Source organism: Micromonospora sp. NPDC047467 (genome assembly GCF_040643095.1).
GTDB lineage: Bacteria > Actinomycetota > Actinomycetes > Mycobacteriales > Micromonosporaceae > Micromonospora.
In genome coordinates, this window is record NZ_JBEYTO010000002.1 from 374,107 (window position 1) to 386,592 (window position 12,486).

At 72.7% G+C, this 12,486-nt stretch carries 10 protein-coding genes; 4 read left to right on the forward strand and 6 right to left on the reverse strand.

What is annotated here, in order from left to right:
* Positions 1-45 precede the first annotated feature (45 nt).
* Positions 46-432: a phage holin family protein gene (locus tag ABZ780_RS05970; RefSeq protein ID WP_357004011.1), complete on the reverse strand. Its 387-nt coding sequence runs from the start codon at positions 430-432 to the stop codon at positions 46-48.
* Between the two features lie 63 nt (positions 433-495).
* Positions 496-2,214 carry a type VII secretion protein EccE gene (gene eccE / locus ABZ780_RS05975; protein WP_357485312.1) on the reverse strand — a complete coding sequence of 573 codons (1,719 nt, stop codon included), beginning with the start codon at positions 2,212-2,214 and terminating at the stop codon, positions 496-498.
* A 435-nt stretch (positions 2,215-2,649) separates the two neighbouring features.
* On the opposite strand from eccE, the gene ABZ780_RS05980 reads away from it, so the two are divergent.
* The gene (locus tag ABZ780_RS05980) at positions 2,650-2,970 is read left to right on the forward strand and encodes a WXG100 family type VII secretion target (RefSeq protein WP_357004013.1); all 321 of its coding nucleotides are present in this window, start codon (positions 2,650-2,652) and stop codon (positions 2,968-2,970) included.
* Positions 2,971-2,991: 21 nt separating this feature from the next.
* On the forward strand, positions 2,992-3,285 hold the full coding sequence (locus ABZ780_RS05985; RefSeq protein WP_357004015.1) for a WXG100 family type VII secretion target: 294 nt from the start codon (positions 2,992-2,994) through the stop codon (positions 3,283-3,285).
* 182 nt (positions 3,286-3,467) lie between these two features.
* Here ABZ780_RS05985 and mycP read toward each other — a convergent pair whose 3' ends face one another.
* Positions 3,468-4,691: a type VII secretion-associated serine protease mycosin gene (gene mycP / locus ABZ780_RS05990; RefSeq protein WP_357484610.1), complete on the reverse strand. Its 1,224-nt coding sequence runs from the start codon at positions 4,689-4,691 to the stop codon at positions 3,468-3,470.
* A gap of 152 nt (positions 4,692-4,843) precedes the next feature.
* On the opposite strand from mycP, the gene ABZ780_RS05995 reads away from it, so the two are divergent.
* Positions 4,844-7,873: an SseB family protein gene (locus tag ABZ780_RS05995; protein WP_357484612.1), complete on the forward strand. Its 3,030-nt coding sequence runs from the start codon at positions 4,844-4,846 to the stop codon at positions 7,871-7,873.
* Positions 7,870-8,235: a hypothetical protein gene (locus ABZ780_RS06000; RefSeq protein WP_053652250.1), complete on the forward strand. Its 366-nt coding sequence runs from the start codon at positions 7,870-7,872 to the stop codon at positions 8,233-8,235. The genes ABZ780_RS05995 and ABZ780_RS06000 overlap by 4 nt, the downstream gene beginning before the upstream one ends.
* 2 nt (positions 8,236-8,237) lie before the next feature.
* Here ABZ780_RS06000 and ABZ780_RS06005 read toward each other — a convergent pair whose 3' ends face one another.
* The 3 genes from ABZ780_RS06005 to ABZ780_RS06015 form a co-directional block, all read right to left on the reverse strand.
* Complete coding sequence (locus tag ABZ780_RS06005) at positions 8,238-9,170, reverse strand: alpha/beta hydrolase (protein WP_357484615.1); 933 nt, start codon at positions 9,168-9,170, stop codon at positions 8,238-8,240.
* Positions 9,171-9,254: 84 nt separating this feature from the next.
* Complete coding sequence (locus ABZ780_RS06010) at positions 9,255-9,737, reverse strand: hypothetical protein (protein WP_357004026.1); 483 nt, start codon at positions 9,735-9,737, stop codon at positions 9,255-9,257.
* A gap of 131 nt (positions 9,738-9,868) precedes the next feature.
* Positions 9,869-12,280 carry an immune inhibitor A domain-containing protein gene (locus tag ABZ780_RS06015; protein ID WP_357485313.1) on the reverse strand — a complete coding sequence of 804 codons (2,412 nt, stop codon included), beginning with the start codon at positions 12,278-12,280 and terminating at the stop codon, positions 9,869-9,871.
* Between the last annotated feature and the right edge of the window lie 206 nt (positions 12,281-12,486).

Here is a 12,486-nt window from a genome sequence, read left to right on the forward strand (position 1 = left end):
TCCGTCGGAGCCGGGCGGCACGGGTCGGTGGTGGTCGGTTGTCGGTCAGTCCCGGTCGAGGACGGCGCCGAGGATCCAGGTCACGATGCTCACGAACAGGGCACCGAGCACGGCGGCCGGCCAGAAGCCGTCCACCGAGAACGGCAGGCCGGCCTGGTCGGCGATCCAGCTGGTGAGCAGGAACAGCAGCCCGTTCACCACCAGCGCGATGAGGCCCAGAGTGAGCAGGTAGAAGCCACAGCCGACAGTCTTGATGATCGGCTGGAGCACCGCGTTGACCACGCCGAAGATCGCCGCCACCAGGAGCAGCGTGGTGACCGTCTCGGTGGTGGAGCTCGACTCCAGGTCGATGCCCGGAATGAACAGTGTGGCCAACCAGAAGGCCAGCGCCGTCGTGGCCAGCCGAATCAACAACCCCTTCAGAAAACCCATGGCCGGGATCGTGCCACGGACCAGCCGGCGACGTAACCCGCCGGTTGACCATGCGGAGATGCCTCACCCCCGCGCTGGCCGGCCGATCAGCTGGGCCTCGATCGGGGTGGGGCGGAGCAGCGCCCAGCGCAGGGCTCGGCGGTTCACCACCGCCACCATGTCGTCCCGGATCCGGGTGAGCCAGTCGGCCGACCCGCCCAGCCCCAACGCCGCACCGGCCAGCGCGGCCTCCGCCGCGTGCAGCGGTTGCAGCACCGCCAGGTCGGCGCGGCTCAATGCGTCCACATCAGCCGGCGTCAGCTCGTCCCGCACCACGAGGGTGGCCCGCCACCGAGGACCCGGCTCGGTCTCCGCCGGCACCGGACCGGCGTCGACCACCAGCAGCAACGGCCGTAGCGCCGTGCCCACCCCCTCGGCGACCGGTCGACCCGGCGGGATCAGCGGGATCGTGCCGCCCGGGGCACCCACGCCCCGCACGAACGGCTCCCAGGCACGCGGTCGCGCCGTCTGCACCACGACCAGCGCGCCCAGCGCCATCGCCCGCAGCGCCACCAGTTGGGCGGCACGCACCCCACCCACCAGCAGCACGCGGGTGCTCTCCGGCCGGAACAGCCGCACGGTGACCGCACCGCCGTGCCGATTCGTGCCGACCATCATCCCCGCCCCGCCGAGGGTCAACTCCCAGTCGTCCAGCGCGGGCCCCGGCTGCGCCCCGGCGGCGGCCAGCGCCAACGGCAGCGTGCCGGCCAGCCCGGTCAGGTGCGCGCCGTCGAGCCGTCGCAGCCCACCGCCCAGGCCGGTCACCAGGCGGTCCAGCGCCTCGGCGGCCACGGTCAGCTCGGCCGGCGTACCGGCCGCCAGGCGTACCGTCAGCTCGGTCGGCGTCGCGCCGACGCCGCCGGCCGGACCGGCGCAGAGGGACACCGTGGTCGCGGTCGCCGGCAACGCGAGGAGCCGGGGCACCAGCCGCCGCGCACCCGCACCGCCGGCCTCCGGCCAGCGGACCAGCCGGAACGTGGCCTGCGCCAGGGCGCCGGACCGGAGCACCGGCCAGGACTCCCGCACCGGGTGGCCGTCGTGGTGGGCCAGTTCGCCCAGGACGCGCAGCACCGCGGGCACGCCGAGGGGCCGGGCGGTCAGCGACCCGAGCCGACGGACGATCCGGCGCACCGTGCCGGCGAGTACCCGGCGCAGATCCTCCTCCGACCAGCCGTCCACCCGCAGCACCCGGACCGCCAGCACCGCCCGTTCCCGTCCGGCGAGTCGGCCGTCGGTGAGCTGCCGGTACGACGTACCGACCGTGCCGCCCGCCGCCGGCACGGGTGCCGGCGCTCCGGAGAGCAGCAACTGGATCCGCAGGGGCGGGACGTCCGAACCCGGCGGGGGCAGCAGCGCGGCCGGTGCGGGGATCGCCCGGGACGCGTCACCCAGCAGGTCCCCGGGGTCGCCAAGCTCCAACACCACCACCATGCCGCCGGTGTCCTCCAGAACCGCCGCCGGCCCGTCGGACAGCTCCGTGGAGCGGATCACCGCACCCGGGGCGACCAGGTCGAGCAACTCTGCGGCGCCGGCCTGCCCGGCCAGTGCCCGGCGTCGGGTCAGGTGCCCACCGGCCGTGCCCAGCCACTCGAAGAGCCACCGGCCCCGAACCCGGACCCAGGCGACCGCCACCAGCAGGACCGCCGCCAGCAGGGCCGCGAGGGTGACCGGCATGCCCCGGCCCAGAGCGGCGAGGACGAGTGCGACGGCGACCTGCCCGGCGACCAGTTGGCCGGCGCGCATCCCGCCGTCCGGGCGCTGCCCGGCCCTGACCCAGCGGGCGATGGACGACCGGAGTGCGTCGCGCTGGCCGGTGCCCTCGGCCGTGCCCCGGTTGGAGCCGAGCGGAACCGCCGGCTGCGGCCCTCCGGTGGTGATCGCCGGCACCGTGCCTCCTCGACCAGTGTGGACCGGTGTCGAGGCGGCCGGGTCGCCCGGCGACCCGTCACGCGCCGCGACGTGGCTGCGGCACATCGTAGGCGACCGATGGCTGCCGTGGTTGTCCACAGGGGAGACCTGCGGGGTAGCAGAACCGCAACCGGGCCGCTACCGTCAGCCACGAAGTTCATCGCTGACCCGCGTCCACCGTGCTCATCGACCGGGCCACGCGAGCGGCGCGCCCCCACGGTGAGCGCGCCGACGGCCAGAAAACGACCGAGGAGACGAGGTGACGTCCGGGTGTCTCAGACCCAGGCAGAAGCAGCGGTGATGCAGCAGACCGCCGCGAAGTTCGAGCAGGCGGACCAGTCGTTGCAGTCCATGCTGACCGGCTTGCTGGCCGAGCTGGAGGTGTTGCAACAGGCGTGGCGTGGCGCCGGTGGGCGGTCTTTCGAGCAGGTCAAGCGGCAGTGGTCGCAGGACCAGGCGGCGCTGCACCGGGCGCTGCGGGAAACCGCCGGGGCCATCCGCACCGCCGGCCGGCAGTACGACGTCTCGGACGACGAGGCGGCCAGCCGCTTGGCCGGCACCAACCGCGGCGGCATCCAACTGCCGCTCTGACCCGTTCGGGAGGGAGCTCCGATGGACAATGGTGTGCTGGTCGTCAACTTCGCCGCGCTGCAACAGGCCGGCGCGGACATCCAAAGGGCGCTGAACACGCTCGACTCGCAGCTCGGTCAGCTCGAACGGGACGCAGCCCCGCTGGTGGCGGGCTGGACGGGCGGGGCCCAACAGGCGTACGAGCAGCGCCAGGCGCGGTGGCGGTCCGCCTCGCAGGACCTACAGGCAATGCTGCGTGCCATCAAGTTGGCGGTGGACGACTCCGCCGCGGACTATCTGGACACCGAGAAGAAGAACACCGGGCTGTTCCAGTGAACCCGGCGGCCCGGGAGCGCTGACCGTGCCCGGGTCAGCGCCCCCGGCCGCTCCTCATCCAGAAGTGGCTCGGCGAAATGCCGGGGGTGCACGGTGCCGGGATGCGCGGTGCTGGTGTGCGCGGCCCGGGAGGGCGCCGGTGCGCCGCTGCTGAGCCGATGCTGGTGCGCGCGGTGCCGGGGTCAGGCCGGGTCGGCCGGGCGCCAACGTCGGCGTGCCCCTCGGGGCAGCACCAGGGCGAGCAACACCACGGCGACGGCGGTCCCGCCGATCACCGCGCCGACCCCCAGAGCCCGGTCCCGGGCCGTCGCCCGGCGAGCCTGACGGGCGAGCAACGCCGGGTCGGCCCGGTCGTCGGCGAGCGCGGCAACCGGCCGAGGGGCAACATCCCGGTCGCCGCCGGTCTCGGTGACCGCCCGGTAGGGGTTCAGCACACCGGCGCCGTACCCGCCACCGTCCCCCGAGCCGGGTGCCGGATCGGCCGTCGCGGCGATCCGCTCCACCACCTGAGCGGCGGTCAACTCGGGCCGGTACGACCGCAGCAGCGCCGCGGTCGCGGCCACGAACGGCACCGCGTAACTGGTGCCCTCGACCCGTTGGTGGCCCTGACCGGGCGCGGCCACCAGCACGTCACTGCCCGGTGCGACCAGGTCGACGTACGCGCCGATCTGGGAGAACGTCGCCCGTGTGCCGTCCGACCCGATCGCGCCAACCCCGAGCACCCCGTCGTACGCGGCGGGGAACGGGCGCGGGTCGCCGCTGTCGTGCAGGTTGCCGGCTGCGGCCACCAGCACCACGTCCCGGTCGACGGCATAGCGCACGGCGGAGCGGACCTGCGGGTCGTCGACGTACAGCACCACGGAGAGGTTCACCACGTCGGCGCCGTGGTCGACGGCCCACCGGATCGCGCGGGCGAACTCGCCGGCGCTGACCGTACGTCCCGATTCCCGCCCCTGCACCACCTGCTGCTCACTCACCCGTACCGGCAGGATCCGGGCACCCGGGGCGAGGCCGTGAAAGGCGATGTCGGGTCGAGGGGCCGCCGCGATGATGCTCGCCACGCCGGTGCCGTGGCCGGCGCAGTCCCGCCCGCCGTCCCCGCCGGGATCGAGCAGATCGGTGCCGGCCAGCACCCGCCCGGCCAGTTGAGCGTGCACCCGGTCGACCCCGGAGTCGACCACCGCGACCGTCACTCCGGCGCCGTTTGTCAGCGGCGCGAGCCGTGCGGGGTCGTACCGCTGCTGGGGCCAGGGTGTGGCCGCGACCGGCCGGACGGGCGCGAGTGGGGTCGTGCAGGCCGGCACCTCCCGGACGGCGGCGTCGGCATCGGCGGGCGGAAGGGCCGTGCCGGTCAGCAGGGCGACCGACAGACCGGCCAGGACCGGACGCGCAATCGACCGCGACATCGACGGCCTCCGTATCGTGTCGGCTACGGAACGGGATGTTATCGCCTCGCCGACACCCCGGCGGGCCGCCGCCGGCCAGCCATTGTGATCTTGATACCACCTTGTAGGTTGTACGCGATACCTGTGGCCTGTTCTCGGAAGGAGAGGTGGCCGTGACCGAATGGGAGCCGGCCACGGAGGCCGAGGTGGCGATGCGGGACGCGCTGCGCGCCAACGATCAGGAGCTCTACTTCCGCCTCCTGTCCCGCACTGATCTGCTGTTGCCGGTCTCCGCGCCGGCGCTGCCCGGTCAGGCGCCCTCCGGCTGGGGCACCTGGACCACGGGTGGCCGGACCCACGTGCTGGCCTTCACCTCTGCCGCCGCACTGCGAGCCTGCCTCGGCGAGCACGCCGGCAGCACCCGGCGTGTCCCGTTCACCGACCTCGCCCTGGGGTGGCCCAACCACGAGTGGTGGCTCGCGGTCAACCCGGGGTTGCCTGTCGAGGGCTACCTGCCGGCCTGGTTCGTCTCGCAACTCTCCCGGGGGGATGTCCGGCTGCCCGGCCGCGCCATGGGTGCCCGTGCCCGACTGGAACGGGCGGAGACCCTGGCCCGCACCAGAGCCGGCGCGACCGGCCGGGACGCCGCACCCGTCACCGGGCCGGCGCCTTCCGGGTCGGAACCGACGGTAACCCTGTCCGGGCGGTCCGCGCAGACGGGCGCGGTGCCCCCGGGACCGGGCGCGTCGACCCGCACACCCGGCCCGGGTGAGCTGTCGCGGCGATCCGGCGTGGACGACATGCCCAACGCCGGTCAGCGGCACCCGACCGACCCGCCCCGGCCCGCCCGGCACGGTGAGGTCTCCGTACCCGGCGCGTCCCGGTACGCGGCATTGACTCCCCCCGACCAGCCCGTTGTCGTCCCGAACGACCCCTCTGCCCCCGGTCGGGCCTGGCCGCCCGCGAGCCGACCGGCTGCCGACACCGACGGACCGGCCGCTACCAACGGCAGCGCCCAGGACGGTCGGCGCTCCTTCTTCGAGCCGACATCGGGCCGGGGCCGGCCGCCCGGCCCCACCTCCGGTGACGTCCGCTCCGGCGACCGTGCGGCGCCGCCGTCCCGGTTCAGCCGTGGCAGCCAGCCCTTCCCGCGCCGCCGCCCCGCCGACGACGACGGTGCCACCCGGGCCTTCCCGATGCCGCCACCGAACACCGCCCGGCCGCCACGGCCGCCGGCCGGCGACCTGGGTGCACCCCGAGGGGTACGAGCACCCGCGGCGAACGAAGAACTCACCCAGCCTCTGCCGCCCCGTCGGCCCGATCCGCTGGCTCAGGAGCCCACCCGTGCCTTCCGGGTGCCCGGTCCGGCCGCAGGTGAGCCTCCGCTGGCCCGACCCGCTCCCTCGGCGGACGAGACCCAGGCGATCCCGCGCGGCCGGCCGGTCGATCCGCGACGGTTCGAGCCGGCTGAGGAGTTGCCGCCAACCATCGCGGAACCGGTCTCCGGTCCACTCGGTTCGCGCCGCGGCTTCACGCCCATCGTCATCGAGGGCACCATCGTCGCGTCCCGCGATCTCACCGACGTGCCCGAGGCCGACGCCCCGGTCGAGGCGCCCCGACGGCCCGACCCGGCCCCCGCCCCACCACCGTTCGGCGCGTTCGCTCCCGACCCGGCCCCGTTCGGCCCGGCTGCTCCGGACTCGGCTCCGCCCGACGCGCCCGCTCCCGATTCGTCCCTGTTCAGCGCGACCGCTCCGGACTCGGCTCCCGCGCCCGCTCCCGACCCTTCCTTGTTCGACGCGCCGCCCTCGTTCCGCACCACGTCATCCGACGCGGGTCTGTTCGAACCTGCGGCCACCGGCCCGATCCTGTTCGCACCGGCAGACGCCGGCCAGGATGCCGGGGGCAGCCCGGTGGATGTGGGCCAGGGTGCCGGAGGCGGCCCGGTGGATGCTGACCTGGGTGGCTCGCGAGCCGACCAGCGCGTCGGTGCCCCGGACGATCCCGCCGACCTCGGCGTACCGCCGGTCGGCATGAGCGGTGCGGGCTGGACCGGCGGCCCGGAGACAGACGCGGACCGGATCGGTGACGCGGACGTCGATGCAACGCCTCACCGACCCCTCGTGGGCAGCGGCCCGGAGACGGCACGCACCGACGCGGACGCCGCCGACAGCGGAGAGCGCACGGTCGCGGACGGGCAACGCCCGCCAGCCGACGGACCCGCGCCGGTGGAGTTCGAGCCGGCCAACACGGTCGAGGAGGACCTGCTCAACGCAGCCGGTGCCGGCAGCACGGACACGTTCCTGTCCACCCTGTTGCTGGCCCGGGTCCTACTGCCGGCGGCACCGGACTCGGCGCGCGGCAGCCGGCCCGGTGACCCGGGATTCGTCTGGCGCACGGCGCAGCTCGACGGCGAGACGTACGTCGTGGTCTACACCTCGCCCGAGCGCCTCGCCGACCATGCCGAGGGTGACGTCGACACGGTCCGGGTGAAGTTCGCCCAGCTGATCCGGCGCTGGCCGGACGAGGACTGGTCGTTCGCCGTCAATCCGGGCACTCCGGTCGGCGCCAAGCTGCCCGGCGAGCAGATCGTCGCGCTGGCCAACTGGGCTGCCGAGGTGGGGCTCGGCGACGACCTCGAGGTGGATCCGCAGGAGCCGGCCGCCGTGGAGGAACCCACCGCCCGTCCCCGGTACGCCCCGGCGGCCGTCGACCCGACCCGACCGACAGTGATGCAGAAGGCGATCGCGCCGAGCCAGCTCGCGTACTACCTGGAGCGCGGGTACGACCGGGTCTCCGGCTTCGTGCACCGCGCGGGGGAGTTGGCCCACCTGACCACGCCGGCCCAGTTGCACGACGCGCTCGGTCTCAGCTATCCGGAATCGCCGTTCGTACGGGACGCCGAGGAGATCTACGTGCTGCGCTGGCCGGCTCACCGGCCAAGCCTCTACCGGATCCCGTACGGGGGGCAGAACGAGGCGGCGATGCGTGCCATGGAGGGCTGGGTCATCGAGCGTCCGCCGTTTCGCGGCAACGGCTTCGCCCCGGGCGAGAGCAGCGACGTTGTGGCGGAGTTCAAGGTGGACAGCGTGCGGCTCCCGCACGGCGCGCAGCTCTGGCGGATCGGCGGGGACGGCACCGAGCGGGTGGTCGCGGTGCTCGACACGGACGCGGTGGTGTGGCGACGGGTCGGGGAGGCGTGATGCGGGACGGCTACGTGGCCCGTTGGCGGGGCCGGGAGTACCAGGCCAGCCCGGACGGCGACGACATCCGGCTGTACCAGCCGGAGCCGGCTGAGGGCTTCGAGGAGGTCCGTCCTGGCCGGTACGTGCGGGTGCTGCCGGCGAGCGAGATCGAGGACCTGGCGTACGTGCGGACCACCTGCACGTGGCAGGGGCAGCCGTTCATCGTGCTCGGTGAGCACGACGCCTGGCTTCGCGTGGAGTACACGGGTGGTCGCTGGCCGGTGGCCGAGGCGATGCGGCTGGAGGTCTTCGACTTCGGTGTCTACCAGGGCTGGGCGCCGGCCGCCGAGGTCACCGACCTGCGGGAACAGCGGGTCTGAGCTCAGGACTTGGCCCAGCGCAGGATCTCGCCGAGCACCAGGTCCGGGGCCTCCAGGTGTGGAAAGTGCCCCACCCCGTCGAGCAGCCGCCACTCGTACGGTGCGACGACGTACCGGCCGGAACCGAGGGCGGTCCGCGGCAGGGCGGCGACGTCCCGTGCGCCGTGCAGTTGCAGGGTCGGGGTGACCAGGGGCTTCTGCATCAGGCGGACGAACCGGTAACCGTGCAGCCGCAGCAGCGAGCGGAACGCCCAGCGGTACCCCTCCAACGCGCAGAACGCGGCCTGGGGGATACGCATCGCCTCCTGGCACCGCTCGGCGTACGCCTCGAAGTCCGGCCCAGCCGCCCACCGTGGCCCGCTCCAGCGGCGCAGGATCTCCGCGACGGCCGCCGCGCCGTCCCGGGTCAGTACGTGCTCGTAGCGGGGGAGTTGGAACTTCAACGCGGGGGTGGAGGCGGCGAACTGACCACGCGGGTCGGCGAAGATGGCGGCGCGCAGCCGCAGCGGGTGCGGTGCCCCCAGCACCACCAGCCGGCGGACCAGGGATGGGTGGAACGAGGCCACCGTCCAGGCGACCATGCCGCCGACGCCACTGCCGACGATCGTCGCCGACCGCTCACCGAGCGCGCGGATCAGCCCGGCGATGTCGGCGGCGAGCGTGTAGCCGTCGTACCCCCTGGGTGGTTTGTCGCTCGCGCCGTAGCCGCGTAGGTCGACGGCGACCGCCCGGAAGCCGGCGTCGGCGATCGCGGGAAGCATCTGGTGCCAGGCCCACCAGTGTTCGGGGAAGCCGTGCAGGAACAGCACCATCGGGCCGGTGCCGGCCTCGACCACGTGGAAGCGGCTGCCGTTGGCGCCGACGAAGCGGTGCGTCCATGGCCCCTCGGTGAGGACGCAGGACTCGTCGACGGCATCGCCGCGCTGGTCGGTCATGCACCCAGCCTAGGTGCCCTGGCCCAGCGCGCGGCCCGGGCCCGTCCGCCGTGGCCGCTGTTCAGTCGGCAACCGTTCGACGGCTCACCGGGACACGATGCTTCGTGCCAGGCCCGGGCCGCAGCTGATGCGTGCCCGCGCCGGGCCGAGCCGCAGCGTGACGAAGCTCCCGGTCCGTAGTTCGCCGGCGTCCGGGCCGTGCAGGGCGTACTCGATTCCGTCCTCGCTGACGAGCCCGTAGCAGGGCCCGGTGCCGCCCCGGGTGACGGTGCCGCTGACCAGGTCGGTCTGCCGCAGGTCGCTGGGCGGGCTCGGTTTGGCGACGGGTGGACGCATCGTCGGCGGCTCGGTGGCGGACAGCGGCGGCCGGACCGGAGCGGCGGTGGCGGTCGGTGCTGACGGGCTGGGCGGGGCGAGCGATGGCGTCGGGGTCGCGCTCGGCGGGGGCGGGGTGGCGGATGGGGCGGGGCGGTCCTCGGGTGGCGTGCCGCCGTCCCCGGGGCTGGCGCACGCGACCATGGTCAGCAGTGGAAGGAGCAGGACCAGGGCGCGGGCGGTTGTCGGCACGCCTCTTTGACGCTGATCAGGGTGCTGCGGTTCCGGCGGGAGGCGAGGCCAGGCATGGTCGGCCCGCCGGTGCCGGAAGCGGCAGCGGCGCCCGGGGAAGCCCGGGCGCCGCTGTCGTCACTGCTGAGGAACTAGGAGATACGGATCTTCATCGAAGTGCCGTTCTGCTCCTGAACCTTGATCTTGACACCGGCTGCGGGGAGCTTGACGCCGTGGTTCGGCAGCTCCTCGTAGAAGTACTTCTTGGTGTCGTCGAACAGCGGCTCCGCATCCTGACCGCGGATGTACTGCGGCTGGCTGTTGAGGCGCAGCGTGAACGAGTCGGCCTTCTTGAGGCTGAACGGCGCGTCGTACACCTGGATGCGCGCACGCCAGGGGGCACCGGTCAGGTTGTAGATCGGGCGCGGGTGCGCGTCGATGTACAGGTTCCGACCCTCACCCGGGTGGGCGACGGTGTTGTTGTCGGTCCAGCGGGTGTTCCAGTACGAGATGAGCAGGCCCTCCTGGTACGCGTAGTGGTCCACGTAGTCCGGGCGGGTGTTCGCGTACCCGAAGAAGTACGGGCCCGTCTTCAGGTACTTGTCGTACGAGACGTACGACCGGTTGCCGGCGATGTAGTAGTTGTCGAACAGCCGGCTGTAGGTAGCGCCGACCACCGACCAACCGCTCAGGGCCCAGCCCGCGTTGGCGGTCTCGGCACCGTCGCTGAACACCGTCTGGCCGTCGGCGGTCACGGTGATCGCGTCACCGAAGAAGCCGCCATCGGCGACACCACCGTCGGTGACGTAGTGCAGGCGGACCTGCGCCACCTTGCCGGCGATCGACGTCAGCGGGATGTTGATGTCCGCCCAGGCACCGTTGCTGCTGCCGTCCAGGGCCGGGCGGCCGGCGCCGTCGACGCCGATCGGCTGGCCGTTGACCGTGCCGTCCAGGTCGACCCAGGTCTGGCCGCCGTCCGTCGAGGCCTCGAAGTAGAGGAAGTCGTAGTTCTCCTCGATGGCGTACTTGCCCTTGAGCGACAGTGCCGCCGAGGACTTGCCGGTGAGGTCGAACGTCCTCGTCATGGTCTGGTTGAGGTCGTCGTCGTTACCGGAGAAGTACTGCTTGGAGCCCTCGAACGGTGCGCCGTAGTTGAACGTGTACTCCCGTTGGGGTAGCACCACCACCACGGCCTGCGCCTTGGCGGAGTTGTACTCCTGCGGGCCGAGGTCCAGGGTGCGCTTCTGCCCCGCCACGACCACCTCGTAGTCGAGCCAGCCGAGCTGGAGCTTGTTCCACGCACCGAGGTCGCCGCCACGGTCGCCGATGCCGGCGTCGTTCTTGGCGCCGAGCCGGCTCTGGGCCATCAGGGTCCAGTGCTCGTTGTTGTTGTCGGCCGGTCCGTAGTCATCCGGCAGGCCCAGGTCGTGGGCGTACTCGTGGTAGAAGACGCTGCGGCCACCGTTTTCCGGCTGGATCGTGTAGTCGCGGATCCAGACGCCGGTGTTGCCGATCTGGGTGCCACCGATCGGGAAGTTCGGCGGGCCGACCGGCGAGCTGTTGAACGCCGACCAGCGGTGGCTCCAGATGGCGTCCTCGCCCTGGTGCGGGTCACCGTCGGCCTGGTCGCCGCCGGAGTGGACGATCTGGAAGTGGTCGATGTAGCCGTCCGACTCGTTGAAGTCGCCGTCGCCGTCGTAGTCGAACCGGTCCCACTGGTCGTAGGACCGCATCTCCTCGGCGATCTGCGCGTCCGTCCGGCCCTTGGCCTTCTGGTCGGCGACCCACTGGTTGGCCGCGTCGCGGATCAGCGCCCAGTTGTTCGAGCAGACGCTGTCGCCGCAGACGGCGGGGTCGCCGGTCGGGTCGTCGTCGGCCTTCGGGTCGTCGGAGCGACCGTAGCGGGCCTCGTTGTACGGGACCTTGACCCAGTCGGTGACCTGGCCCTCGACCGTGTAGCGGCCGGAGGACTGGGCCTCGTAGTACTGCTTCAGCGACTCGTCGCCGGGGTTGGTGCCGAAGTACAGCTGGCGGAAGTGGTCCGGGCTGAAGTCCGGCTGCCAGATGGTGGAGTTGTCCACGGCCCGGTTGGGCTGCGGGATCTGGTTGTGCAGTGGCCCCTCGAAGGTGGTCGGCCCGGCGATGTCCGGGTTCAGGTCCTTGTCCGGGTAGGACGGGTGCCGCTGGTTACCGAACTCGGTCAGGATCACGAAGATCTTGTCGGTCCGCTCGCGCTGGAGCTCGACGTACTGGTCCTGGGTCGGCTGCGGGGCGGATTGGGGGCCTGCCTTGGGGCCTGCCTTGGGGCCCTTGCCGACCTTGCCGACCTTGACGACCGTGCTGCCGTTGCGCTGAATCGGCTTGCTGCGACCGCTCAGCACGTCGCTGAGACCCTGCTCGCGCAGCGCACGGCGCTTGGCCTCGAGCTTGTCGGGGAGTTCGTCCTTCAGTAGCTGCGGTTCGGCGGCGGTCGAGGCTGCCGGCAGTTTGGGCGCAGGCGCTGCCGAGGCGGACGGGCCGAACGCCAGGCCTGTCGCCGTCAGTGAGAGCCCGAGCAGACCCACTGCGACTTTGCGCACGTGGTACCTCCGGTGTGAGGGAACCGACCCAACGGGGGTACGGGCCGGGGATAGATCGATCCCACTAGTGGGACCAATGGTGAACATAGACACTGCTGGGTCGGCTGGGAAGACGAACGCGTCGATTTGTTGCAAGATTTTGTTGGGAATGCTTTTCACCGTCACACCCGTGCGCCTCATCTGCGCGTTGA

What these genes read in the sequence shown, in the direction of transcription:
- ABZ780_RS05970 (WP_357004011.1), bottom strand. Translation starts at nt 432, where the DNA reads ATGGGTTTTCTGAAGGGGTTGTTGATTCGGCTGGCCACGACGGCGCTG.
- eccE (WP_357485312.1), bottom strand. Translation starts at nt 2,214, where the DNA reads ATGCGCGCCGGCCAACTGGTCGCCGGGCAGGTCGCCGTCGCACTCGTC.
- ABZ780_RS05985 (WP_357004015.1), top strand. Translation starts at nt 2,992, where the DNA reads ATGGACAATGGTGTGCTGGTCGTCAACTTCGCCGCGCTGCAACAGGCC.
- mycP (WP_357484610.1), bottom strand. Translation starts at nt 4,691, where the DNA reads ATGTCGCGGTCGATTGCGCGTCCGGTCCTGGCCGGTCTGTCGGTCGCC.
- ABZ780_RS06005 (WP_357484615.1), bottom strand. Translation starts at nt 9,170, where the DNA reads ATGACCGACCAGCGCGGCGATGCCGTCGACGAGTCCTGCGTCCTCACC.